This window comes from Romboutsia sp. 1001713B170207_170306_H8, assembly GCF_015550495.1.
In the GTDB taxonomy this organism is placed as follows: Bacteria; Bacillota; Clostridia; order Peptostreptococcales; family Peptostreptococcaceae; genus Romboutsia_E.
The window spans coordinates 421,413-446,308 of record NZ_JADNAX010000003.1; the positions used below are offsets into that span (position 1 = coordinate 421,413).

Annotated in this window: 26 protein-coding genes; 4 read left to right on the forward strand and 22 right to left on the reverse strand. The window is 26.2% G+C overall.

What is annotated here, in order from left to right:
- The first annotated feature begins 66 nt into the window (after positions 1–66).
- The gene (locus I2A66_RS09145) at positions 67–879 is read left to right on the forward strand and encodes a carbon-nitrogen hydrolase family protein (protein ID WP_122638611.1); all 813 of its coding nucleotides are present in this window, start codon (positions 67–69) and stop codon (positions 877–879) included.
- Positions 880–935: 56 nt separating this feature from the next.
- Here the strand turns inward: I2A66_RS09145 and I2A66_RS09150 are convergent, their stop codons facing one another.
- Positions 936–1,772: a sulfurtransferase gene (locus I2A66_RS09150; protein WP_147515806.1), complete on the reverse strand. Its 837-nt coding sequence runs from the start codon at positions 1,770–1,772 to the stop codon at positions 936–938.
- Positions 1,773–1,911: 139 nt separating this feature from the next.
- Here I2A66_RS09150 and I2A66_RS09155 point away from each other — a divergent pair, with 139 nt between their 5' ends.
- On the forward strand, positions 1,912–2,598 hold the full coding sequence (locus tag I2A66_RS09155) for an HAD family hydrolase (RefSeq protein WP_147515805.1): 687 nt from the start codon (positions 1,912–1,914) through the stop codon (positions 2,596–2,598).
- Positions 2,599–2,648: 50 nt separating this feature from the next.
- On the opposite strand, the gene I2A66_RS09160 is transcribed toward I2A66_RS09155, so the two are convergent.
- From I2A66_RS09160 to I2A66_RS09195, 8 genes are all read right to left on the reverse strand, one after another.
- Positions 2,649–4,616 carry a [FeFe] hydrogenase, group A gene (locus I2A66_RS09160; protein ID WP_195251485.1) on the reverse strand — a complete coding sequence of 656 codons (1,968 nt, stop codon included), beginning with the start codon at positions 4,614–4,616 and terminating at the stop codon, positions 2,649–2,651.
- Between the two features lie 188 nt (positions 4,617–4,804).
- Positions 4,805–5,536 (reverse strand): hypothetical protein, encoded by a 732-nt coding sequence (locus I2A66_RS09165; protein WP_147515803.1) that lies wholly within the window; start codon positions 5,534–5,536, stop codon positions 4,805–4,807.
- A 12-nt stretch (positions 5,537–5,548) separates the two neighbouring features.
- Positions 5,549–6,319, reverse strand: a complete 771-nt coding sequence (locus I2A66_RS09170) for a YdcF family protein (RefSeq protein ID WP_195251486.1) — start codon at positions 6,317–6,319, stop codon at positions 5,549–5,551.
- Positions 6,320–6,463: 144 nt separating this feature from the next.
- On the reverse strand, positions 6,464–7,612 hold the full coding sequence (locus I2A66_RS09175) for an XRE family transcriptional regulator (RefSeq protein WP_147515801.1): 1,149 nt from the start codon (positions 7,610–7,612) through the stop codon (positions 6,464–6,466).
- Between the two features lie 129 nt (positions 7,613–7,741).
- Positions 7,742–8,056: a hypothetical protein gene (locus tag I2A66_RS09180; RefSeq protein ID WP_147515800.1), complete on the reverse strand. Its 315-nt coding sequence runs from the start codon at positions 8,054–8,056 to the stop codon at positions 7,742–7,744.
- A gap of 15 nt (positions 8,057–8,071) precedes the next feature.
- Positions 8,072–9,265 (reverse strand): alanyl-tRNA editing protein, encoded by a 1,194-nt coding sequence (locus tag I2A66_RS09185; protein ID WP_195251487.1) that lies wholly within the window; start codon positions 9,263–9,265, stop codon positions 8,072–8,074.
- A 188-nt stretch (positions 9,266–9,453) separates the two neighbouring features.
- Positions 9,454–10,092: a hypothetical protein gene (locus I2A66_RS09190; protein ID WP_195251488.1), complete on the reverse strand. Its 639-nt coding sequence runs from the start codon at positions 10,090–10,092 to the stop codon at positions 9,454–9,456.
- 141 nt (positions 10,093–10,233) lie between these two features.
- Positions 10,234–11,136 (reverse strand): PfkB family carbohydrate kinase, encoded by a 903-nt coding sequence (locus tag I2A66_RS09195; RefSeq protein WP_195251489.1) that lies wholly within the window; start codon positions 11,134–11,136, stop codon positions 10,234–10,236.
- A 237-nt stretch (positions 11,137–11,373) separates the two neighbouring features.
- Here I2A66_RS09195 and I2A66_RS09200 point away from each other — a divergent pair, with 237 nt between their 5' ends.
- Complete coding sequence (locus I2A66_RS09200; RefSeq protein WP_122638601.1) at positions 11,374–11,994, forward strand: hypothetical protein; 621 nt, start codon at positions 11,374–11,376, stop codon at positions 11,992–11,994.
- Between the two features lie 41 nt (positions 11,995–12,035).
- Here the strand turns inward: I2A66_RS09200 and I2A66_RS09205 are convergent, their stop codons facing one another.
- The 7 genes from I2A66_RS09205 to I2A66_RS09235 form a co-directional block, all read right to left on the reverse strand.
- Positions 12,036–12,800 carry a DUF6241 domain-containing protein gene (locus tag I2A66_RS09205; RefSeq protein ID WP_122638600.1) on the reverse strand — a complete coding sequence of 255 codons (765 nt, stop codon included), beginning with the start codon at positions 12,798–12,800 and terminating at the stop codon, positions 12,036–12,038.
- A complete protein-coding gene (locus tag I2A66_RS09210) occupies positions 12,794–13,285 on the reverse strand; it encodes a sigma factor-like helix-turn-helix DNA-binding protein (RefSeq protein ID WP_122638599.1) in 492 nt (163 codons plus the stop codon). The genes I2A66_RS09205 and I2A66_RS09210 overlap by 7 nt, the downstream gene beginning before the upstream one ends.
- Positions 13,286–13,365: 80 nt before the next feature.
- Positions 13,366–14,229, reverse strand: a complete 864-nt coding sequence (locus I2A66_RS09215; RefSeq protein ID WP_122638598.1) for a RelA/SpoT domain-containing protein — start codon at positions 14,227–14,229, stop codon at positions 13,366–13,368.
- A 17-nt stretch (positions 14,230–14,246) separates the two neighbouring features.
- Positions 14,247–15,704: a DEAD/DEAH box helicase gene (locus I2A66_RS09220; RefSeq protein ID WP_122638597.1), complete on the reverse strand. Its 1,458-nt coding sequence runs from the start codon at positions 15,702–15,704 to the stop codon at positions 14,247–14,249.
- A gap of 154 nt (positions 15,705–15,858) precedes the next feature.
- A complete protein-coding gene (locus I2A66_RS09225; RefSeq protein WP_195251492.1) occupies positions 15,859–16,386 on the reverse strand; it encodes a hypothetical protein in 528 nt (175 codons plus the stop codon).
- A gap of 111 nt (positions 16,387–16,497) precedes the next feature.
- Positions 16,498–16,683 (reverse strand): DUF1858 domain-containing protein, encoded by a 186-nt coding sequence (locus I2A66_RS09230; protein WP_122638595.1) that lies wholly within the window; start codon positions 16,681–16,683, stop codon positions 16,498–16,500.
- 201 nt (positions 16,684–16,884) lie between these two features.
- Entirely contained in the window at positions 16,885–18,219 is a 1,335-nt protein-coding gene (locus I2A66_RS09235) for a LysM peptidoglycan-binding domain-containing protein (protein WP_147515797.1), read from the reverse strand.
- 220 nt (positions 18,220–18,439) lie between these two features.
- Here I2A66_RS09235 and I2A66_RS09240 point away from each other — a divergent pair, with 220 nt between their 5' ends.
- On the forward strand, positions 18,440–18,715 hold the full coding sequence (locus tag I2A66_RS09240; protein ID WP_147515796.1) for a hypothetical protein: 276 nt from the start codon (positions 18,440–18,442) through the stop codon (positions 18,713–18,715).
- A 74-nt stretch (positions 18,716–18,789) separates the two neighbouring features.
- Here the strand turns inward: I2A66_RS09240 and I2A66_RS09245 are convergent, their stop codons facing one another.
- From I2A66_RS09245 to I2A66_RS09270, 6 genes are all read right to left on the reverse strand, one after another.
- The gene (locus I2A66_RS09245) at positions 18,790–19,404 is read right to left on the reverse strand and encodes a DUF4397 domain-containing protein (RefSeq protein WP_195251494.1); all 615 of its coding nucleotides are present in this window, start codon (positions 19,402–19,404) and stop codon (positions 18,790–18,792) included.
- A gap of 206 nt (positions 19,405–19,610) precedes the next feature.
- The gene (metK, locus tag I2A66_RS09250; RefSeq protein WP_122638591.1) at positions 19,611–20,813 is read right to left on the reverse strand and encodes a methionine adenosyltransferase; all 1,203 of its coding nucleotides are present in this window, start codon (positions 20,811–20,813) and stop codon (positions 19,611–19,613) included.
- A complete protein-coding gene (gene speB, locus I2A66_RS09255) occupies positions 20,780–21,715 on the reverse strand; it encodes an agmatinase (protein ID WP_122638590.1) in 936 nt (311 codons plus the stop codon). Before speB ends, metK begins: the two co-directional genes overlap by 34 nt.
- Positions 21,705–22,556, reverse strand: a complete 852-nt coding sequence (gene speE / locus I2A66_RS09260; protein ID WP_122638589.1) for a polyamine aminopropyltransferase — start codon at positions 22,554–22,556, stop codon at positions 21,705–21,707. Before speE ends, speB begins: the two co-directional genes overlap by 11 nt.
- A 161-nt stretch (positions 22,557–22,717) precedes the next feature.
- A complete protein-coding gene (gene speD, locus I2A66_RS09265) occupies positions 22,718–23,131 on the reverse strand; it encodes an adenosylmethionine decarboxylase (RefSeq protein ID WP_122638588.1) in 414 nt (137 codons plus the stop codon).
- Between the two features lie 35 nt (positions 23,132–23,166).
- On the reverse strand, positions 23,167–24,651 hold the full coding sequence (locus tag I2A66_RS09270) for an aminotransferase class I/II-fold pyridoxal phosphate-dependent enzyme (RefSeq protein ID WP_243113302.1): 1,485 nt from the start codon (positions 24,649–24,651) through the stop codon (positions 23,167–23,169).
- Positions 24,652–24,896 lie beyond the last annotated feature (245 nt).

The following is a 24,896-nucleotide window of genomic DNA, read 5'->3' on the forward strand; positions in this document are numbered from 1 at the left end:
TACACTAAAACTTTTATTTAGTATGCTACTATATTATTAAATTTCTTTAATAATATGGAGGTTTCTATGAATAAAATAAAAATAGCAACTATTCAAATGTTAGTTGAAAAGGATAAAGTAAAAAATCTAGAAAAAGCTGATAAATTTATAAGAAAATCTGCTAAAGACTATGCTGATATAGTAGTTCTTCCAGAAATGTTTTCATGTCCTTACGATAAATCTAATTTTTCCTTATATGCAGAAAAAGAAGGTGATATGTCTTATTCATTATTGTCTAAAATAGCAAAAAAAAATAATATATATTTAGTTGCTGGATCAATTCCTGAAAAAGATGATAATGGTAATATCTTTAATACCTCTTATGTTTTTGATCATTTAGGAAATAAAATAGCTAAACATAGGAAGGCACACCTTTTTGATATCGACATGGAAAATGGACAATCTTTTAAAGAATCTGATACTCTTGATGCTGGAGATAAAGCTACAGTTTTTGATACTAAATTTGGTAAAATAGGACTTTGCATTTGCTATGATTTTAGATTTCCTGAACTTTCTAGATTAATGGTAGATAATGGAGCTAAAGCAATAATAGTTCCTGCAGCTTTTAATATGAGTACAGGGCCTGCTCACTGGGAACTTCTATTTAGATCTAGAGCTGTTGATAATCAAGTTTACACTATAGGATGTGCTCCTGCTAGAGATTATAATGCTTCTTATATTTCTTATGCAAACTCCATTGTTGTATCTCCATTTGGAGAAGTTATTTCACATATGAATGAAGAAGAAGGATATAGTATTTGCTCTATAGATTTTGATTATGTAAATAAAATTAGAAATGAGTTACCTTTATTAGCACAAAGAAGACTTGATATATATTAATATAAAGATAGTTGTTATAAATATATATCATATTTATGACAACTATTTTTACATTATTACTTTATATCTACTTTATTATCATCATAACTGATCCAATCACTAAAACTTCCTGTATATACCTTATGATTAATTCCAATTTCACTAAGAGCCAAGCTATTTGGACAAGCTGTTATTCCAGAACCACAATAAACGATTACCTCTTTATATCCTTTTAATTCTTCAAATAATTTATTAAGCTCTTCTTTACTTTTCAAATTGAATTTTCCACTTTTTTCATTTAGTATGTTCATCCAAAAGTAACTTTTTGCATTTGGTATATGACCGCACTTTTTATCAACTGGTTCAAATTCACCTATATATCTTTTATATTCTCTAGAATCAACAATAGCAACATTCTTATTATCTATTCTATTCCTTACATATATCATATCTACTCTCATATTTTCTTGAATATTAATATCTATATTTCCCTTATTAACATCTCCTACTTCCCTTGTAATTTCTCCCCCAATTTCCTCAAATTCTTTTATACCTCCATCTAACACATATACATTTTTATGTCCTAAGTACTTTAATATCCACCATAATCTTGCCGGTCCTGATAAATCTCCTTCATCATAACAAACAACTATTGAATCATTTCTTATTCCTACATTCTCAAAAGTATTTTTAAGTTTATCTATTGATGGTAATGGATGTCTTCCTCCATGAACCTTTACCTCACTAGAAAGCTCAGTTTCTATATCAATTCTTCTAGCACCTTTAATATGACCTTTCTCATATGACCTTTTACCATATTCTTTATCCATAAGATTAAATCTACAATCAACAATTACAATATTCTTATCATTTAAGTGTTCTTTTAACCATGATGCATTAACTAAATTACTCATATTAATATACTCCTAATAACTAAAATTTAATTTTACCATATTCTACAATAAAAATAATCTTATAACAAGTAAGCTATTTGAAATAATTTACCAATAAATATATAATTATATATATCAATGTGTATTGGAGGAATATTAGATGTATAAATGTTGTATTTTCGATTTAGATGGGACACTAGTAGATTCTATTAAAGCTATAAATTATACAATTAACTTAACTTTAAAAAAGTATAATTTAGGCCCTATTAGTGAAGATGAGTGTAAAATATTTGTAGGGGATGGTTATAAAAAATTAGTAGAAAGAGCTTTAATTCATTGTGGTGATAAAGATTTAGTCCATTATGAAGACGGTATCCTAACTTATACGGAATATTTTAAAGTACACTGCCTATATAAAGTTAAAGCTTATGATGGAATTAATGATTTACTTAGTTACTTAAAAAATAATAATATAAAAGTTGCAGTTTTATCAAATAAGCCACATGATAGGGTTATTGAAAATATTGAAAGTATGTTTGAAAATAAATACTTTGATTATCTAGCTGGTGAAAAAGCTAACATAAAAAGAAAGCCAGATCCTGCAGGTGCTATTATAATTTCTAATGAACTAAACATATCTTTAGAAAATTGTTTATACATTGGGGATACTGACACTGATATGAAAACTGGTATTAATGCTAATATAGATACAGTTGGAGTTACTTGGGGATTTAGAGCTAAAGAAGAATTAGAGCTTTATAATCCTAAGTATTTAGTTAATCATCCAGTGGATATTATTAATATTATAGAAAACTCTAAAAAACTTAAACTTTCAAATTCTAATTAGAAATTTATTTAATAAAAAATATAGCTATTATAATAGCTATATTTTTTTATCTATCTATCTTCATCTCTTATATAATCATGTCCTTTTTTAGGTCTAGCAAAATATCTAGTATGAAGTAGCTCGTGAGCTTTATGACTTAATGGGTAGTCTAAATACTTTTCATAAATAGCTTGTACTGCTGGATTTTCCTTAGATACCCTAAGTTCTTTGCTTCTATCTATTGCATTTAAACCTTCTCCTCTTTTTCTAAGAACTTCATCTTTATTTTTTCTTACCTTAGGTTGGCCACCACCACCTACACATCCACCTACACAAGCCATTATTTCTATAGCATGGAAAAATTCTTCTTTAGCCCTTATCTTATCAAGCATCTTACCTGCTTCTTGCAATCCATGAGCTACACCTATTCTAAGCTTAATATCACCAACTTCAACTTCACAAGCTCTAAATCCATCCCATCCTCTTAGTGAATGAAATTCTATATTTTTAATTCTTTCACCTGTCATATTTTCAAGAGCAGTTCTAAGTGCAGCTTCAATAACCCCTCCTGTTCTACCAAATATAATACCTGCACCTGTATATTCTCCCATAATTTTATCTATCTCCTCTGGTTCAATTTCTTTTAAATCTATTCCAGAGTCTCTAAATATTTTTATAAGTTCTCTTGTTGTTATTACATAATCCACATCATAGTTTAATCCTCTTGAAAACTCAGGTCTTGATGCTTCATATTTTTTTGCAACACACGGCATAATTGCAACTGATGTAACATCATCTCTAGTCATGCCATTTTCTTTTGCCCATATATCTTTTGCAACAGTTGCAAACATCTGCATTGGTGATTTTGCTGATGATGGAACATCTAACATATCTCCGTAATTTTTTTCAATAAAATTTACCCATGCTGGGCAGCATGAAGTAAGTATTGGAAGCTTAACACTTTTATCTCCTGCAAAGTATTTTTCAAGTCTATCTTGAAGCTCTGCTGCTTCTTCCATAATTGTTAAGTCTGCAGCCCATGTTGTATCAAAAACATAATCAACACCTAAAGCTCTAAGACCTGCAGCAATTCTACTTTCTACATTATCTCCTGGTTCAAATCCAAATGCTTCCCCTATAGTTACTCTTACAGCAGGTGCCATTTGAGTAATAACAACTTTATTAGGAGTAGATAAATCTCTTATAAATTTAAAAGTGTTATCTCCTGCTGTTATTGCATCTACTGGACAAACTGATATACATTTACCACAATGAGTACATCTATTATAATCTATATAGTGTTGTTGTCTTGGTTCTCCAATTATGCAATCTACTGGACATGCTCTTTTACATGCTCCACATCCTATACATCTATGTGTAATGGTAAGCTTTATAAGATGATTACATTGAGATGTGTAACATTTATTTTCTTCTATATGTTCTTCTATTTCATGATAAAACTTATCTATTATTTCTTCCATTATATTATATCTTTGTTTTAATGTATCCTTAACAGAAGATGCTAACGTTCTTAAAAGATATATATCTCTCATATTAGAACGTCCTTTACTAATTCTATCTAATATTCTCCACATTCTTTTTATTTCATTTTCTACTACACCATACTGCTCATAGCTACCTTCTTGCATTTTCCCTAATAAGTAATCTATGTAATATCTTGCATACTGAATAATGCAGTCTTCTTCTGATAAAATTATAATTGTTCTATTAGTATTTTCATCAAATAACTTAAAATCTAATTCTTTGTCAAAGCTTTCTTTTGTCAAAAAACCACCAAAAGGAATTCCAAGTTGAGCTGCTTTAAAATTACTATTATTTAATATACCTCCACATAACTCTATTATGTCTTTTAGTGATGCTCCATTAGGTACATCTATAATTCCAGGATTATTTATTTTACCAGAAACTGCTACCTTTCTATTACTATCTGAAGTTATCTCTTTTATTTCATCTTCACTAAAAACAGAAAATACAGATCCTCTTCCACTTTGTATCATTGTCGGATTTTTATCTGTCATATGGCACACTCCTTAAATTTTAATTTAGTTATATTTTTAAAATATCCCATTCATTTAAAGAGTATACTTAAGATTCCATTAGTTAATTAGAGTTATTGTTCATTTTCGTATTTATTTAGTTACATTATATAAAATATAAAAATAATAAAGGTGCCTAGCAACTTTTCATTTTTTGGCACCTTCGATTATTAAAATTTATTTTTTATTATTTTCATCATATTTTCTTTATTTTCACTAAGTTGAATTAATCTATGACCATTAGCTCCTGATGGATGTGGAAATCCTCTTAATATCTGATCTTCATTTATAATTTTATTATAAGCTAACATTTCTAATACTTCCTCAACAGCTTTTCCTAAAGGTATTATAAGTACATCACCTAGTTTTTTAATGTTTTCATTAAAATTTTCATACACATAGTCCATTAAAAATTCACTTTTTATAAGTTTTGGACTATGACCTGTATAATTATTGCCTTTTGAAAAAACAGAGTATGGAACTAAAGATGTTGTATGTAGTAAATAATCTTTATCTTTAAATAATTCTTCACAACTATCTATATTTAAAGCTTTATTGAGGTGTATTTCATCTAGCATACTAATTATATTTTTTCTTAAACTTCCACTAAATCTACCTGATACCTTACACTCGTATTGAATTTCCTTTATATTTTTATTTTCCTCAATTCCGACTCTAGCACTTGCTAAAGCTGTACTCATTTGCTGAAATCCTGGTGTTATTCCAACTATAAACACTTTTGCATTAGGATTTATATATTCATTATGAGGGGCATAATATATTTCTAAGTTCCCATTTTTATCTATAAGAAAATCATTAGTTAGTATTTCTTCTTTTGTATATTTACTTTTTAGTGGTAATAATTTTATTTTACTTATATATTCATCTAATGTATGTCTCATATCTTACCTTTCTTAATTGTCTAATTTATATATATTTCCTTTAATAAAATCTCTAGTTATGCTAATATACTCACTTATCATATAATTAACTCTCATTTTTATAGGTGTATAACAAGCTAATCCTTCACTTTTCAAGCCTAACAAATTAGATATCATAAGTGATCTAAAAATATGAAATTCACTAGTTATAATTAGAACATGTTTATCTAAATCATTTCTACTTTTTAGTATTTCTTTTGTATATTTTATATTTTCAAATGTATTTAAGGCTTTATCTTCTTTAATTATTTTATTTTTACTAATTCCCATACTAATAAGATAATTATACATTGCATCAGCTTCAGATATGGTGTTATTAGGTTTAAGCCCTCCTGAAAGTATTATATTAACATCATTATTTAATTTATAGTATTCTATCGCCTTATCTAATCTATTTTTTAATAACTTTCCAACCTTATTATCATTAAGACCAGCTCCTAAAACAATAATATAATTTATATCATTTATATCATCCATATCTTTATGGTTACATATAGAAAGTATAATCATTCCTTCTACTATTAAAAATGAGCTTATAAATATAATAACTACAAATTTATATATATTATACAACTTTTTTAACCATTTTTTATTAATTGAAGTTATAACTCTTTTTAAAATAACCAATGAGTATATTATTAATATACAACTTATTATAAATAAAGCTGATATATTTAATCCATTCATGCTAAGCAAAAATAGACTTAGTGCTAATATTACAAGTATCTCAAAAAATATTTTCATAAACTTAAATTTACCTTCTTTTATTATTTTTACTTTTTATATATTATATAATTATTATGTATATTAAATTATGCCCTTATCTATAAAATTAACAATTAATAATATAAATAAAAGTAATGAGCTATATTATATAGCTCATTACTTTTATTTTCTTTTTTTATTTTTAAAGTCTACAACTTTAACGTTGTTATTTTTATTTTCTTTACTTTTATTAATTTTAACACCTAAAGTTCCTTCTTTTAATCCTATTAATAACTCTATATCTTCTGGATACATATTTATACCGAAATTACATAAATTATCTATTAATGTATTCTTACTCATTATATTATTTTCAAATAGTAATTCAACTGCAGTTTTTAGTGTCTGTGGTGCAATCCCTTTTATATTATCATCTAAAGGCTCTTTTTTAAGCCATCCTTTTTTATTCATCTCATTCATTAAGAAATTATATTTCTTATAATTTATAGCACCTAATGTATATGCCCTAAATATCATCGTCGAAATTGGAACTAACCATTTAGCCTTCATTTCTACATAAAATTCTAATTCATTAGGGTTAGTTAAATCTTCTAAGAATGTGTCTTTTGGTAATAAAAATGCACAAGCAAATTCATCCGCATTAAATTTCTTAGATGGTATATTTAATTCATTTGATATTATATATGCTAGCTCATATGCTAGATCATAATTTCTAGTTGTAGCAGATTTTTTATCATTACCTAGAGCAACCACATATTGACTTACTTTATTTAAAGTTTGCTTTTGAGTATATGGTGATGCACCTTTTCTATCTATATTTATACCCGATAAAAGTACACCATTGCTTTCTAACAAGCTTACCATATTCCCTATTGCTCCATCACCTAATCCCCAATATCGTCTAGTTTTGTTAGCCATCTCTTCTACATCGTCATTTCTACTTAAGTTATTTGGTAAATTAAGTTCTGGGAACTTTATATAACCTTGCATAAATGTGTATATTTTATGTGTCATTATTAACTTTTCTCTATATGATATTTCTTCATTTCTAGGTATAGTTGATTGAGGATTAAAGTGGCTACTATCTACTGTAACTTTCATATTCTCATTTTTAAAAAAGTACTCTCTTGGAAACTGTAAATTTATTGATAACTTCATTGTGTTTTCATGAGTTGGCTTATACTTATTTTCTTCAAATGCAATTATATCTTTTTTATTTATATTAACTTCTTTTGCAAGTTGATCTACGGTTTTACCCCTGTATATTCTTGCAATTTTTAACTTAGCTCCATTGAATATTTCTTTTTTCATATTAGATTCACCTTCCATATAATCTATATTACGTCCTATTTAACAATAAAAATGCTCTGTTTATCAATGATATACAGAGCATTTTGTTTATAATAACATATTTATTGTATATAGTCAATTTTAATCATATTACATAAAAAATACAGTTATTGTTGAACAAATTAGCGAAAAACCTAACAACAATCTACTTAAGTAAAAATTATTTTTCTTTAATATTAAACTACCTATAAAGCATACTACATAAAATAAGCTTAGTACCTTTGTTAATATATCATTACTTGGACCTGATGTATATTGAATATAAGCTAATATTAATCCATATACACTTATTATATACATTAAAATACTGTCCTTAACAAACTTTCCCTTTTTAGAAAATAACATTATAACTGAAATTATATCTAATATAATAACTGCTAAAAATATAATAAATAATTCTCCCATATTAAACTCCTCGTATTAATTTTTTATAATCTTAATTGCTAATTTTATTGCTTCATCAAGATTTTCATTATTACTTCCTGCTCCTTGGGCTAAGTTAGAACTACCTCCACCTTTACCATTTACTACAGGTAATACTTTTTTTATTAAACTATTCATATTTAAGTCTTTTAAATCTTTAGAACTAGCAAAAACTAAATTTACTTTTTCCTTACTATCATTACCAATTAATAAAGCAATATTTTTATGTTCTTCTGTAATTTTATTAACAAGCTTACTTATATATCTAATATCTTCATTTTCATATATTTTACTTATAACTATTATATCATTTATTAATTTACCACTTTCTATAAGTTCTTTTTCTTCATATTTTGATACTATATTCTCTAATTTTTTTCTATCTTTTATAACTTTATCTATTTTTTCTTCTAAGTTATTTATTGCCTTTAATAAATCTTCTTCCTTAGATTTTAAATATTTACAAGCTTTGGTTAAGTATATATCTCTTCTTAATACATCATCTATTGCTCTTTTTCCTGATAAGAACTCTATTCTTGTAGATTGTCTATTTTTTTCCCATCTTTTAATTTTTATTAATCTAAGCTCTCCTGTAGATTTTGGATGTACACCACAACAAGCATTAATATCAAGATCTCCAATTTTAACAATTCTTATTTCTTCATCAGTATTAGGTAAATCTCTTCTTAAATATATATTATCTAATTCTTCTTTACTTGGTGTTAATATAGTTAATGGTATATTTTGTCTTATGACTTCATTTGCATATATTTCTATATTTCTAATCTGATCTTCCTCTAAATATCCTTTTATATCAACAGTACTAAAATCCTTTCCTATATGAATTCCTGTTGTATTAGCTTTATATTTAGTATAAAAACATCCTGACAATACATGTTGAGCAAAGTGTTGATGCATACCATCTTCTCTTCTATCCCAGTCTATACTACATTTTACTAAACTATCTTTTGGTTTTATATCTAAAACATGATATATTTTTCCATCTTCTTCATATACATTAAACACTTTATTTCCATCTATCTCACCTAAATCACAAAACTGTCCTCCTCCACCAGGGAAAAATGCAGTTTTATCTAAATATATATGAAATTTTTTATCTATTTCTTTTATTTCTAATATATTAGCTGTAAAATTTTTTATATACTGATCTTTATAAAATAATTTTTCCATCTTTCAATATTTCCTCTCTTAATTTCCTATGTAAATTTTATGAATAATATAATACTATATATTATCTGTAAAAACTATGTTATTTTCAAAATAGCTTTAAAAATACTTATATAGTAAATTAATATACAAAAAAAGCAGATATTAGAATATACCTCTAATACACTGCTCTTTAATATATTATATATAATTTAATTCAATACTTCTTCACTCATTACATCTTTTACTTCTTTATTTTTAACATTAAAATCATACCATCCTATTGTTGCTGTATGACTTTCATCTTCATTTTTTACAACTTCATATATATGTATTGTATATATATCACCTTCTACAGTAACGTCAACATTAGGTATATTTGAACCTATTTTTTTTTTAATTATATCAAGTGCATAGTTTATATTTTCATTATAATCAGAGTATCTTATTAATCTTTTGGAATTATCTCTAAATTCTATATAAACAACCTTACTTTCTTTATCTACACAATACCTTGCATACCAAATATCTTGATTTTCAACATTATAGTAACTAGTATTTACTCTATAGCAATTTTTTTCTCCAACTGAAAATATATTACTATAGCTTTCATTATCCTTTATATTAGCATGAACTGTATAATAAGTATTATCGCCTACCACATAATTGTCACTAGTTACTATTATATCGTATCCTTTATCAATTTTACTTATTATATCTTTTGCTTCACTTTCAGATGCATTTCCTTCAGAAAAGAATATAAAATATACACATGTAATCATAATTACAATCAAAATTCCAACTATGTACTTGTATCTTTTATTTAATCTTTCATTATATAAATTACTCATATAGCATCCTTCCCATAATTTAAATAAATTTTATTTTAATCTTTATATTAAAATAATTATAATAATATTCCATAAAGTATAATTTATTATAAATTATAGTAAGAACTTTTTAATTTTATACTACTAATTTTATATAATCATTTATATTATGTTATATTCTTTAATATCAAAATATTTTTCTTCTAGCCTGCTTTCTTCTATTGATACAACTTTTGAGGCTACTTTATTAGCAAAATAGCAACAGTCACCTAGATTATAACCCATAGAATATCCAGCTATAATAGCCCCCATATGACTATCTCCTGCACCTATTGTATTTTTAATTTCACTATCAAAACTATCAACAAATCTATACTCACAATTGTTAGCACACATAACTCCATCTTTTCCTAGAGTTATAAAAACTGTATTTTTTGTAATTTTATTTATAGCTCTAGCTGCTTCAACAATACTTTTTTTATTAGTAAATGATAACGCTTCCTCTTCATTTATATGTATTATAGGTCTAAGTTTTAGTATCTTATCTAAGGTTTCTTTTTCTATTTCTCCCATTCTATGACCAGGAGCAAAGAATATATTTTTGTCTTCTAATTTACTTATCCAGTTAGATATTATTTGTCCACTTTCGCCTTCCATTTCATAACCTGATATATATATATTTTTATAGTCATCTGGGTTTATACCTTCAAACCAAGACTCACTATAATTAGTTTCAATCCCTTTAACAGTTATAAAACTTCTTTCTCCACTTTCTTCAACTAAGCACATACAGTACCCATTATCTCCGCTATCTACTTTAATATTAGGTTTATAACCACTCTTTATAACTTCATTTTCTATTATACTTCCATATATTCCATTTCCTACAGGAAATACTAATGTATGGTCTATGTTAAAGTTTTTTAATATTGTTGCTACATTATAAGCACATCCACCAACAGTAACAATATGTTTTTTACACACAATATCATCACCAGTCTTAGGCAGATGATCTACATTGATTATTATATCAACATAAACATTACCTATAATTAAAGTTTTCATACATTGCCCCCTATTTTCTTTTTAATATAATTTTATATATTGTCTATGACTTAATCAATAAAAATAAATCATTATTGAAATTTATTATTTCGTTATTAATTTGATAATATCCTTTTTAAATTTAAATAATTTATTAACTTTTATACTACTATTTAATAATTCATATATAATTATAATATCATAAATATATGCACTAAATAAAACTCTTATATTATAATTATAAGTAGAGGTGATTTTATGAGTAGCAAGATAATTGGAATCATTATTCAAAATCAAGATGGAAATATACTCTTTCATGATAATAGCTATTATTATGAAGCTACAGTTAATGAAAATGAAGATATAAATAGGGTTATTGCTAAAACACTAAGAGATGCAATTGATAAAAGCATTCATAGAATTATAAAAGTATATAAATATCCTCTACACTCAAATAATAAAGAAATAACTATGTATCTAGTTGAAGTTGGTGTCTACAATAATAATTTTGTTTTTATTAGTCCAGAAAAAATATTAGATTACTTATCTTATTCTCCAGATAAAGTTTTTTTTGAAAAATATATTGTAAGATATGAAGAAAATAAAAGTTTAATTTATTCATCTATTGCAATATCATTATTAATCTTATTTTTAATAGATATTCCATTTAAATTAAATCTTAATCTGCCAGAAAATTTTCTTTGGATTGAAATATCTCTAATTATTATATCATTTTGCATTTTAGTAAAATATATAATCCCTAGAATCGCTAAGTATTTACTAAAATTTAACTTTAATACCAGAAAAATTTTGCAAATTTTAGATATTTTACTATTTATACTAGCATCTATTAATATAATAAAAATTATAATAAATTAAAATGGAATATCTCATTCTTTCTATAAGATATTCCATTTTTATTATTCATTTTTATTATTAAAATGATTTTTTAATATTTTTTCAATCATTAGTTCATCTAATTCTTCTGCAATTCCAATACTTCCATCTAACATATCCCAAACATAGTTATGTAAATCTACTCCATTTGAAAAATTACCTTCAGACCACTTATTTAATGCATTTCTTAAGTAGATTCTGTCATGATCATCATCTATAAGTTCAACACTTTTTAATGCTATTTCTATAGTTTTTGGTGTAACTTCTGTGCTACCCCATTTATGTTGGGCTTCAACAAGAGTATTCGCCATAGAATGTATTAAGTTTAAAGCTTCTTTTGAACTTGTTGGAGCTTTAACTTCATCTTCTTTTATAAGATTTGGATCTTCAATTATTTGTAACTTCCCAGATTCATCTAAATCAACCTTTGGTATAATATTGTCAAATCCTAATAAGTCAACTATAAAATCTATATTAAGTGACTCATTTATATTTTTAAAAAACTTATACACTGGTGGTATTTTATAAGTTAATATAGGATTGTATAAAGATACCATGCTGAATATTAACATAGAAAAAATAAGAATATTACCAATTATAACTTTATCAAATTCATATCTTTCTTTTACTGCTTTTTTTATACATTTTTTTGTTGTAGAGTTTAGGTTTGGAATTTCAATACTATCTACAATATCTAAATTTATATTAAAAGATTTTATATCTTCTTTTATTTCAAATTTTGTTCTTTTATCTATATCAATACTGTCAAAGTCAATTCTTTCTAACATATACAATCCTCCTTTAAAAGATTTTTAATTTCTTTAAAGGCCCTTCTTGTAAACGTCTCTACTGTACTTGGGTTTAATTCTAAAATTTCAGCTATTTCGTTAACACTAAACTTACAATAATACCTTAATATAATTACACTTTTAACTTTAGATTCTAATATATCTATAGATTTAAATAAATCAATATTATCTTCTTCTAGTTCAAATTCTAATTCAACCATCCCTACAGATTCTAAAAAATAATCTATTTCATTTATAAGAATTCTTGTTAACCAGATTTTAAATTTATACGGTGATTTCAATTTATGTATATTTTTAAATCCATTATACACAGTTTCTTCAAAGATACTTTTTGCATCATCTTCAAGTTTAGTATGAAGATACGCTATTTTATATAAATAAGCAGTATACTCTTTTATTAAATAATAAAAAGCTCTTTTATTACCTTTCATAGCTTTTTTTATAATCTCTATATTATCTTCCATAAATGTCCTTTCAAATTAAAACATAATTAATTAAAAATAATGGGTATATTGGCTTAATTAATTCCAATATACCCATTATTTTACTCTTTTTTCAATATTTCATCAATATCTTGTATTAAACTTTCTTTTTCTACATCTGATATGTCTATATTATCTAATATCTTTTCCTTTAAGTTATTAATTTTTTTATCTTTTTCTCTTAATTTATCCTCAAATTCTATTTCAACTTGTTTAAAGCTTTTACTCATCATATTTATCAAAGACGCCATTTCATCTGAGCTTCCAGCAATCCTATTTAATAACATTAAATTTTGTCCTAAAATTTCAGGTATATCATTATGTGAATATCTAAGTTGGTGGTCAATTTCTCCATATCCTTCTTCAAAGATAGTTCTAACTTGAACTTCTGCTATAAGTTTTTTGTTTGTAGGGTAAGACTCAATTAAATAATGTACTGATCTATAGCCTGACAATCTAGAACATACCTCTATATTTTTTGCTTCAAATTCTTTAGTATTATCACCTTCTCTAATATTAGCAACAATTTCCATAACATCCCACATACTAGTTATAAACTCATGTATTTCTTCCCAGTCCTCTTTGAAAATATGAATAACTCTTATACCCAATAAATCGGTAATTTCATTTTTATAATTTTCAACAGTAAATTTAAAATCCTTACCATACTTAGACCTTCTTTCAGGTGTTTTTCTGATAACTTTTTCAATTAAGTGTTTTGCATCTTTTACTCTTGTTTTTACTGAGTGAACTTTAGGCTGAGCTCTTAATATATTTGCAATTAGCTCTGCTTGTGTTTCATAACTTTGTCTATATTTTATAAAATCTTCATATATTGCTTCTAAATCCTGCCAATCTATATTTAAGTCTGCTAATTCTTTTTCATCTATTTTATACATGGCAAGAAATTGTTCTTTGTTAAGCATCAAGGTCCTCCTATAATTTAATTTTTATTGTCTTTTCTAACTTTTACAAGTTTCTTCTTTATACTTATCTCTTTATATTTCTTTAAAAATTTACTTCCTTTATTATTTAATAAGTCCACATAAGAACACAAATCTTTAACTTCTACAACTCCAATGTCTTCATTATTTATTCCTTCAATATTGCTAAGTGTTCCAACAATATCTATAACTCTTATTTTCTTTTTCTTTCCTGCATTTAAATAAATTCTAGTTACTTCTGAATTTGTATCTTTTTCATACTTCTTATCATTTCTCAATTTTATAAGTTTACTTTCAATTTCTTTAAATCTGACTCTTCCCATATTAACTTCTTCTTCATTAATTTCAACTATTTCATGTAATTTTCTATTCGTATAATTTTCTATTTCTTCTAAGTACTTTTCCTCATTTTGAGATACTAGTGTTATTGCTTTTCCAAACTTATTTTGCCTTCCAGTTCTTCCTATTCTATGTACATAATTTTCTTTATCCTTTGGAATATCATAATTTATTACTAAGGATATATCATCTATATGTATACCTCTTGAAGCTACATCTGTACATATCATTATATTAAATTTATGTTCTTTAAAATCTTTTATTGTATATAATCTCTTTTCTTGCGACATATCACCATGAAGTTGCCTTACTAAAAATTTATCTTTTTTCATTTTATTATATAAATCAATTACACTATCTTTTTTATTAGCAAATATTATTAATGAGTCAGGAGATTCACTGTAAATTAACTTTTTTAAAGTTTCATATCTATTTTCTTTAGTTACATTTATACACTTTTCAATTATTTGTTTTTGTGATACCTCTTTTTCATTAATCTTTATATCTATATAAATTGGGTTTACCATATATTTATTACATATCAAACTTATATTCTCATCTATAGTCGCAGAAAATAACCCACTTGTGCATTTATGTGGTAGTTTTACAAATATACTTTCCATATCATCTACAAATCCTTTATTAAGCATTTTATCTGCTTCATCTATTATAAAATATTTTAAATTATCTAATGATATGGTTTTTCTACCTATATGATCAATTATTCTACCTGGTGTTGCTACTACTATATGTACTCTTTGCTTTAGTTCTAAAATTTGATCTTTTATTGGTTGTTTTCCAAAAATTGCACTACACCTAATTTTTTTTAATCTTCCTATTGAAGATATCTCTTCTTTTATTTGAAGTGCTAATTCTCTTGTAGGAGCAACTATTAAAGCTTGCACGCTATTATTATTGATATCAATGCTTTCGCATATTGGAATTGCAAAACTAGCAGTTTTTCCACTCCCAGTTTTTGATTTTACTATTACATCTTTATTATCTAAAAGTTCAGGTATTGTTTTACTTTGAACTTCTGAGGGAACCTTATAATTTAAATTATTTAAAGATTTTATAATTTCTTTATTTAAATTGAATTTTTCAAAATTATTATTCATTTTATACCACCTTACATTTATATACGTAATTATTAATTATATCATATTTTGACACTTATATTTTTATCTATAACTATAAAAATTTCTTTCATTTATTTAAATAAAAAATGCTTTAAAAATTATTGATAATATTTTTAAAGCATTTTTTAGTATATTAATCATTCTTTTTGATTTTTGACTCCCCTAACAGAAATCCTATAGACATACACATTAAATCTCTAAATTGAGATAATATAGCTACATCCTGAGTTATTTCAAATACATATATAATTATCATTACAATCGCTGAAATTACAGTAACTAAGAATGCTATTACAATTTGTACTGAATTTCCTTCATTTCGATACCTTTTTTCTATTACCTCTTTACAATCTTCTTTTATATCTTCTTCTTTTATATCTTCTTCTTTTATACTATATTTTTCAACATAAGGTATATTTTGTGGTTTGACATTCTTTATATTTGAACTTAATATAAATCCAAATACAGATGCTAGTGATGATCTAAATATAACTTCAATAGTTTTATATATCTCACTACAATATACTTTATATAATGCGACAAATATTATTGTAGAAAATAAAAATCCACCTATAAAAACTAATGCCTTTGCAGCTAAATTTAACTTATCCCAATCAGTTTTTAATTCTGTTAAAAATACTATTCTTCGATTGCACTTCATAATATACTCACCTTTTGAATTTTATGATTATATTATAAGTTACTAATCTATACTATATAATGTGCATAAAAAAAGGTAATTTCTAAAAATAGAAATTACCTTTTTTTAAATTTATTTACTGTTTAACTTATTTAATACATCTTCTAATTTTAAGTCATGTATAAAGCAAGCTTGCTCTAAAGTTTCCATAGTTGCAGATGGGCAACCTAAGCATCCCATTCCAAAATCCATTAATATATCTGCTGCCTTTGGATTTATTTCTAATATTTCGCCTATTGTATTATCTTTTGTTATCATTATAATATCTCCTTTATCTATATTTATTTCTTTTTAAATAGATATACTCAATCTTATATACGTATTATTATCATAATAAACATATTATATATCTATAGTATTTAAAATTTCAATCTTAAACTCTTTTCTATACATAGTATTATAAATGTTATTATAAATAAAATCGGTAACAAAAGTTACCGATTTTATTTATTTTAAGGATTATACTCTTAAAATTTCTCCTACATAAATTAAGTTTGGATTTTGTATATTATTTAATTCAACTAAATTTGATACTGTTGTATTAAATTTCTCTGCAATACTAGTTAAAGTGTCTCCATATTTAACTATATAACTTCCTGTAAAGCTTTTTTCATCATTTGAAGATGCAGATGTTTCTATTTTTAAAACTTGACCTACATAAATTAAATTTGGATTTTGTATATTATTTATGCGTACTAATTCAGCTACTGTTGTATTAAACCTTCTTGCTATTCCACTTAATGTATCTCCTTCTTCTACTACATATGTCAGTGTATGCATATGTTCTGATACTGATGCTGTTCTTTTTATATTTTTAGTTGTTGGTATCTTTAAAATTTCACCTATATAGATTAAGTTTGGATTTGATATATCATTTAATTTTACTAATTCATCTACTGTTGTATCAAATCTTTGAGCTATACCACTTAATGTATCTCCACGTTGTACTACATAAGTTCTATAGAAATTTTTTTTTCTTGATATTATATTCCTTGATGATGTGTATATCTTTAAAACTTGACCTACATAAATTAAGTTTGGATTTTGTATGTTATTAATTGATGCTAATTGTGCTACTGTTGTACCAAATCTTTGAGCTATTCCACTTAATGTATCTCCTTTTTGCACTGTATAATAAATAACTGAACTTTGATTTGATTCAGGTTTTCTTTCTCCTTCTATTTTAGATGAATCATCTAATAATATTCCATCATAAAATATATCTAAATCAATATTTGCTTCTACTCCATCTATATATCCAGTATCAGAGTATTGCCAACCTAAATATTCATTTCCCCATATAGGATTATATTCAGGCGAACTCTCAGAGTATTGAGCTATCCATACTGGATAATTTCCTATACCTGTACTTGAAACAAGTTCTGTCTGTGCAAAATTTGTATAAGTATATACCACAACTTTTTTGCCACTATACTCTTCTACAGCTTTTAAAAAATCAACAGCTTGGTTCGAAATCTCTTCTGGTCCTAAACCTCCTGTTTGTTCTAAATCTATTGCTAATCTACATTCAACCTCCATACCACTAATAGCATCTACAAAGTATCTAGCTTGTTCTCTAGGTGTTGGAGAGCTTCCAGGGTTAAAAAAATGATAAAAACCAACTTTTAACCCATTATTTTTTGCTCCATTATAAAATTCCTGAAGATATGGATCAGTATAAAAAGTTCCTTCAGTTGCTTGTATATATACAATTTCTACTCCAGATTCATTCACAGCTGCAAAATCTATACTACCACTCCAGTTACTTATATCTATTCCTTTTATTTGTCTCATTATTATACCTCTTTTCAAATATAATAAACTAAATAGTCTTGTCATTTTATTATATTTGTATAAATTTAAAACGTGACTTTTATTATAAATTTTCATTATCATTCTATTAATTTATATATGTAAATTATTATAAGTATTTATATTTGATGCTTTCACCTATTAACTATAAAAATATTTTTGCATAATATATAACTATCATATATATTAGGAGGAGCTTCTTATGAAATGCTGTGCTTTTAGAATGGGAACTGTAACTGAAATAAGGTATGATATGCAACATCGACTTACCTTTATAACATTTGCTACAGATGTGTCTAATATTTATACATCTTTTATACTAATAGTAAGCGATACAACTTTAGTTATGGACGAATTTTACAACGAAATATCTATAGATGATTTACAAGTTGGTGACTTAATTGGTTCATATCACTCACCTATAATGACTATGAGTATCCCACCACAATCTCAAGCATTTATTATCGAGTTAAAGTAAAAATCTAAAATAAGAAATCCTATGTATATAAGTTTATTCATACATAGGATTTCTCTTCTTTTAATAAAACTAACTTATCTACATAAATAAGTATTAACATCAACTGATTGAATATCCGATAAATCAGGATATTCTCCTACTATATACAAAGTGTAAATTCTATTTGGCTTTAATACTGCTCCAAAAGATAAAACTGATACATTATTCTCAGTTAAGTATAAATCAATAGTATACTGATTAGGTCTTGCATCTACATAACTTATATTTTGCTTATATTCTAATCCTTCGACTAAATCTTTATTATTAACTAATACATTTACTGAAGGTAGGTTAGGTGATAGTTGCACTATTCTAAATGCACTTTTATCATGTATTACTTCTTTATCCACGTGATCACTAATAACTAATAATCCTAAATCACCTATATTACCTATAGATGCTATAGTTAATATCTGACCATCTTCTAAATCTAGACTACCACTTATTATTGGTTGATCAGTTGATTGACTTACAAATACATCTATTCTATAATCACCTTCTGGCAATGTTATATAATTAGAAAATTGTTTATATTGTAAATTACTAATTGCTAGTCTTTTATTAATATATACATCTATAGCATTAACTTGTGGTAATGAATTAAGAACTCTAATTAAGGAAGTTCCCTCTTTTATTTTTATACAGTCCATTAGTGTTTCCCCCTTGACGCTATTATTTTAATATATATTATGTTACGTATAAATTTTTAGTGATAGCTAATAATCTTATTTATATACCTATACTTTACATAACAAAAATGGCTACATCAGATAAAACTCTGACATAGCCAACCTACTTACATATTTTAAACTTAACTATATATTCTAAATTTTTGCGTGAATTTTAATATTTATATTTAAGCCATTGTAATTTCTAATGCTTGCTGTTTTAATATTTCAGCTTTATCAGTTCTTTCCCATGGTAAATCTAAGTCTGTTCTACCAAAGTGTCCATAAGCTGCAACATTTCTATACATTGGTTTTCTAAGATCTAAATCTCTTATTATTGCACCTGGTCTTAAATCAAAGTTACTGTTAACTAATTCAACTAATTTTTCTTCGCTAACTTTGCCAGTTCCAAAAGTATCTATAAATATAGATAAAGGTTTTGCTACACCAATTGCATAAGCAAGCTCTATCTCACATTTGTTTGCAAGACCTGCTGCAACTATATTTTTAGCAACATATCTAGCAGCGTAAGCTGCTGATCTATCAACCTTTGTAGGATCTTTTCCAGAGAATGCCCCACCACCATGTCTTGAGTATCCTCCATAAGTATCTATTATTATTTTTCTACCTGTAAGACCTGTATCTCCTTGTGGTCCACCTATAACGAATCTGCCAGTTGGATTTATGTATATCATAGTTTCTTCATCTAATAATTCATTTGGTATAACAGCTTTTATTACATGATTGATTAAATCTTCTCTTATAGTTTCGTTACTTACTTCTTCTCCGTGTTGTGTAGAAATTAAAACGGTATGCACTCTCACAGGTGTATTTCCTTCATATTCTACTGTTACTTGAGTCTTTCCATCAGGTCTTAAATAACTTAGTAACCCTGATTTTCTAACTTCAGTTAACTTTCTTGCTAATTTATGAGCTAAAGATATTGGTAGAGGCATTAATTCTTCAGTTTCATCACATGCAAAACCAAACATTATACCTTGGTCTCCCGCTCCAACCTTTTCTATTTCATCTTCTACACTTTCCCCTGATTTGTTTTCTAAAGCTTCATCAACACCCATAGCTATATCCCCTGATTGCTCATCTATAGAAGTTATTACCGCACAAGTGTCACAATCAAATCCATATTTCGCTCTATCATAACCTATTTCTTTAACTGTTTTTCTTACTAACTTAGGTATATCTACATATGCATTAGTACTTATTTCCCCTGCAACAAGCACTAATCCTGTAGTTACTGTAGTTTCACATGCTACTCTTGATGCACTATCTTTTTCTAATAATGCATCTAATATAGCGTCTGATATTTGGTCACATATTTTATCTGGATGACCTTCTGTTACTGATTCTGAAGTGAATAAATGTCTTGCCATTTTTCAATTCCTCCTTGATTTTGTTTATTATGCTTATCTAGAGCTACTAAAGCTAATTCTCTTAATATTTTACATGCCGTCACTGTTGATACATTTGTGTCATCGTAGTCAGGACTTAACTCTACTATATCGCATCCTACTAAATTTATATTTGAATCTTTTAAGATTTTAAATATATTTTCAAACTCTCTATATGTTATACCTCCAGGTTCTGGAGTTCCTGTTCCTGGAAATATAGATGGATCTAGTACGTCCAAATCTATTGTTAAATATATATTCTTTTTATCTAAACTTTTTACAACTTTTTCAAATGTATCGATTGACGATACTTCCATATATGTATGTTTTTCTTTTAATGCAAAATCAAACTCTTCCTTAGTACCCGATCTTATACCGAATTGATATATTCTATTATCTCCAGTAATATCCCAAATTCTTTTTATTACTGTTGCATGAGAATGCTTATTATTATTATATTCATCTCTAAGATCTGTATGAGCATCAAAGTGAAGTACATATATATCTCTATATTTTTCATAAACTGCTTTAAATGCTGGTAATGTAACTAAATGTTCTCCACCAATCATAAAAGGTATTTTATTATCCTGTACTATTTTTTTACATCCTTCGTATATTTCTTCTAATACTAAGTCTGTATTTCCTATACTTAACTCTAAGTCACCTATATCGCAAATATTAAAGTCATCTAAATCAAGATCTAACATTGGACTGTATGTTTCTAATCCGTAAAATTCAGGTCTCATCGCACTACTTGCAAATCTAGTACCTGGTCTATTTGAAGTAGTTCCATCAAATCCTACTCCAAAAACTATTAAATCTGAATCTTCATAAGAGTCATCCATGCTCATAAATGTGCTTACATGAGAAAATTTATTTTTCATCTAACATATCCTTTACATACTGAGGTAACATAAATGCACCTACATGCACTTCGCTATTATAGTACTTAGTTTTTAGATTTAAACTTTCCCAACCTTTTACATTTTGGTCTTTTATTGGATCTAACTTTTTCGATGCAAATCCAAATAACCAGTGCCCTGATGGATATGTTGGTATATGAGCCTGATAAACCTTAGCTATTTCAAATATCTCTGATATCTTAGCATTTGCTCTTTTCATTTCTCTAGCATTAAAATCAAAGTAAGGGCTTTCATTTTGATTTACAAGTATACCTTCATCTGTTAATATTCTATAACAATCATTATAAAAATCTACTGAGAATAATCCTTCTCCTGGTCCTATAGGGTCAGTTGAATCAACTATTATTAAATCGTAAAATTTATCTTTTGACTTTTTAACAAAAGCCACACCATCTTCATAGTATAAACTTACTCTTTTATCATCTAATTTACACGCACATATATCTATAAATTCTCTAGATACATCTACAACCATTTTATCAATTTCAACCATGTCTATTTTTTCTATTTGAGGATATCTAGTAAGTTCTCTAACTGTACCTCCATCTCCGCCACCTATAACTAAGATATTTTTTATATTCATATTAGTAGCCATTGGCACATGAACTATCATATCATGGTATATGAATTCATCTTTATAATTTACCATCATAAGTCCATCTAAGGTTAAAAACTTTCCAAATTCCTTACTCTCAAATACATCTACTCTTTGAAACTCTGACTGTTTACTGAATAAATGCTTATCTGTCTTTATTGAAAAACGAACATTGTCAGTCCATTCTTCTGTATACCAAAGCTCCATACTATTCCTCCAAATTTATTTTATTTATTTTTATTTATATAATTAACATTATTTAATTTATCATCAATTTGAAAATTTCTCTTTTTTATGTTATAATGTTAGTCCAAATTTATTTTTATTTATTTTATTTTTTATTTATTTTTAATTTAGGTATTTATTATTTATACAGCTTCTGGCTTATGAGTAATATTGCCTAAATCTTTTTTTGCAAACTTTTTTATTTTTGATGTTAATCCCCTTGGAATTTCAGTAGATTCACTTCTTTCTGCTTTTAAAAGTTCTTCTAATAACTCAAAACTTTTCCATGGATCTATATCTCCACATGTAAAGAAATCTGCAGCTGCATATCCATATTCTGGCCAAGTATGTATAGTTAAATGAGATTCTGCTATTATAACTGCACCTGATACTCCCCAAGGATTAAAATGGTGAAATACTGAATCAACAATAGTTGCTTTAGCATTTAGAGCTGAATCATTCATAAACTTTTCTATAAGCTTAGGATCTCTAAGTACTTCCTCATCACAGTTGTAATATTCTACTAAGATGTGTCTACCTAATGTTTCAAACTTCATACTAGTTTACCTACTTTCTATTTAATTTTAAATTGCTATTTTACTACTAATATATTTTTTAATTCTTTATCTTTCATATCAGTTAAGTACGCATTGTTATCTTTTAATAATTTTATATACTCTATAATTTCACTTGTTATTATCTCTCCTGGAGATATTATTGGTATCCCGGGAGGATACGCCATAATTGACTCTGCACAAATTTTATTTATACTTTTATCTAAAGATATACTTTCTTTGATAGAGTAAAAAGCTTCCCTTGGACTAATTTCCACCCTTGGAATTATTTGTCTTATATTTATTTCACTACTTGAACTTTGTTTCTTATGTATCCTAGAAATAATTGAAATAGATTTTATAAGTTTGTCTATATCTTGCTTAGTTGTTCCAATAGATATAAGCGCTAATATATTGTACATATCTCCTAGTTCAACTTGTACTCCAAAATCTTTATATAGTAACTCATAAACTTCAAATCCACTCAAATTTAACCCTGCTACATTTATACATAGCTTAGTTTCATCTATAAAACTTACTCCATCTTTTTTTAAGAATTCATGAGAAATTACTCTTATTCCTTTAATTTTACTTAATTTACTTTTTGCATATCTTGCTAAATTAAGTGCCTTTGATAATTGAGATCCTCCATTTTGGGTTAAATTTGCTCTTGCTCCATCTATGCTTGCCATAAGTAAATATGACGCTGATGTTGACTGTAATAGGTTTATATTTTGTTTTACCTTTTTTTCATCTATATTTTTACTTTTAACTAAAATTGCTGATGCTTGAGTTAATGCTCCTCCAGTTTTATGAATACTTATAGCTGACATATCTGCACCACATTGCATTGCTGATGGTGGTAAGTCATCATAAAAAGGAAAGTGTGCCCCATGAGCTTCATCAACAAGTACCAAAATATTTTTATCATGGCAAATATCAACAACTTCTTTCAATGAGGTACATGCACCATAGTATGTTGGATTTAATAAAAATAAGACCTTTATGTCTTTATTTTCATCTAACGCTTTTTTTATATTATTTATACTTACATTTAGGCTAATTCCAATCTCATTATCATACTCAGGCTGTATATAAACTGGAATTCCACCAGAAAGAATAAGTGCATTTATAACAGATTTATGTACATTTCTAGGAAGTAAAATCTTATCTCCTGGATTTATACAACTCAAAATCATAGCATGTATACCTTGTGTAGTACCATTAGTTATAAAAAAAGCGTAGTCTGCATCATATGCTTTTGCCAATAAATCCTCTGCTTCTTTTATAATTCCCCTTGGATTTGAAACATTATCCATTAATGGTGATGAATTTATGTCCATTTTCATAATATTTCTTCCAAAATATTTATTCAGAATTTCTACACCATTATCTCTTACATGTCCCGGTACATCAAAGCAAGCTATATCCATATTAGAATATTCTTCTAAACCTTTCAGTAAAGGTACTTTTTCATATTCTAAATCAAATAAGGAATCCATATTTTTATTTGTATCTTGCAATATTTCACCTCCTATTTTATTAAGTTTTGAATAAGTTATAAATTATACTTACTATTTCTATTCTCATAATTCAGTATTGTTAAACTTACTTTTACATTATATTTATTTTTTATACATTTTTCAAGTATATTTTAAAACATTTTTCTTTTTATTTTATTTAAAAGTAACAAATGTGTATTTTTCAACATCTTAACTTATATTTTTTTCAAAATGTTTATATTAATTTTATTTTTGTTTAGTATTCC

Coding starts and splice junctions, on each gene's coding strand:
- I2A66_RS09145 (WP_122638611.1), top strand. CDS start 67: ATGAATAAAATAAAAATAGCAACTATTCAAATGTTAGTTGAAAAGGAT.
- I2A66_RS09150 (WP_147515806.1), bottom strand. CDS start 1,772: ATGAGTAATTTAGTTAATGCATCATGGTTAAAAGAACACTTAAATGAT.
- I2A66_RS09155 (WP_147515805.1), top strand. CDS start 1,912: ATGTATAAATGTTGTATTTTCGATTTAGATGGGACACTAGTAGATTCT.
- I2A66_RS09160 (WP_195251485.1), bottom strand. CDS start 4,616: ATGACAGATAAAAATCCGACAATGATACAAAGTGGAAGAGGATCTGTA.
- I2A66_RS09165 (WP_147515803.1), bottom strand. CDS start 5,536: ATGAGACATACATTAGATGAATATATAAGTAAAATAAAATTATTACCA.
- I2A66_RS09170 (WP_195251486.1), bottom strand. CDS start 6,319: ATGAAAATATTTTTTGAGATACTTGTAATATTAGCACTAAGTCTATTT.
- I2A66_RS09175 (WP_147515801.1), bottom strand. CDS start 7,612: ATGAAAAAAGAAATATTCAATGGAGCTAAGTTAAAAATTGCAAGAATA.
- I2A66_RS09180 (WP_147515800.1), bottom strand. CDS start 8,056: ATGGGAGAATTATTTATTATATTTTTAGCAGTTATTATATTAGATATA.
- I2A66_RS09185 (WP_195251487.1), bottom strand. CDS start 9,265: ATGGAAAAATTATTTTATAAAGATCAGTATATAAAAAATTTTACAGCT.
- I2A66_RS09190 (WP_195251488.1), bottom strand. CDS start 10,092: ATGAGTAATTTATATAATGAAAGATTAAATAAAAGATACAAGTACATA.
- I2A66_RS09195 (WP_195251489.1), bottom strand. CDS start 11,136: ATGAAAACTTTAATTATAGGTAATGTTTATGTTGATATAATAATCAAT.
- I2A66_RS09200 (WP_122638601.1), top strand. CDS start 11,374: ATGAGTAGCAAGATAATTGGAATCATTATTCAAAATCAAGATGGAAAT.
- I2A66_RS09205 (WP_122638600.1), bottom strand. CDS start 12,800: ATGTTAGAAAGAATTGACTTTGACAGTATTGATATAGATAAAAGAACA.
- I2A66_RS09210 (WP_122638599.1), bottom strand. CDS start 13,285: ATGGAAGATAATATAGAGATTATAAAAAAAGCTATGAAAGGTAATAAA.
- I2A66_RS09215 (WP_122638598.1), bottom strand. CDS start 14,229: ATGCTTAACAAAGAACAATTTCTTGCCATGTATAAAATAGATGAAAAA.
- I2A66_RS09220 (WP_122638597.1), bottom strand. CDS start 15,704: ATGAATAATAATTTTGAAAAATTCAATTTAAATAAAGAAATTATAAAA.
- I2A66_RS09225 (WP_195251492.1), bottom strand. CDS start 16,386: ATGAAGTGCAATCGAAGAATAGTATTTTTAACAGAATTAAAAACTGAT.
- I2A66_RS09230 (WP_122638595.1), bottom strand. CDS start 16,683: ATGATAACAAAAGATAATACAATAGGCGAAATATTAGAAATAAATCCA.
- I2A66_RS09235 (WP_147515797.1), bottom strand. CDS start 18,219: ATGAGACAAATAAAAGGAATAGATATAAGTAACTGGAGTGGTAGTATA.
- I2A66_RS09240 (WP_147515796.1), top strand. CDS start 18,440: ATGAAATGCTGTGCTTTTAGAATGGGAACTGTAACTGAAATAAGGTAT.
- I2A66_RS09245 (WP_195251494.1), bottom strand. CDS start 19,404: ATGGACTGTATAAAAATAAAAGAGGGAACTTCCTTAATTAGAGTTCTT.
- metK (WP_122638591.1), bottom strand. CDS start 20,813: ATGGCAAGACATTTATTCACTTCAGAATCAGTAACAGAAGGTCATCCA.
- speB (WP_122638590.1), bottom strand. CDS start 21,715: ATGAAAAATAAATTTTCTCATGTAAGCACATTTATGAGCATGGATGAC.
- speE (WP_122638589.1), bottom strand. CDS start 22,556: ATGGAGCTTTGGTATACAGAAGAATGGACTGACAATGTTCGTTTTTCA.
- speD (WP_122638588.1), bottom strand. CDS start 23,131: ATGAAGTTTGAAACATTAGGTAGACACATCTTAGTAGAATATTACAAC.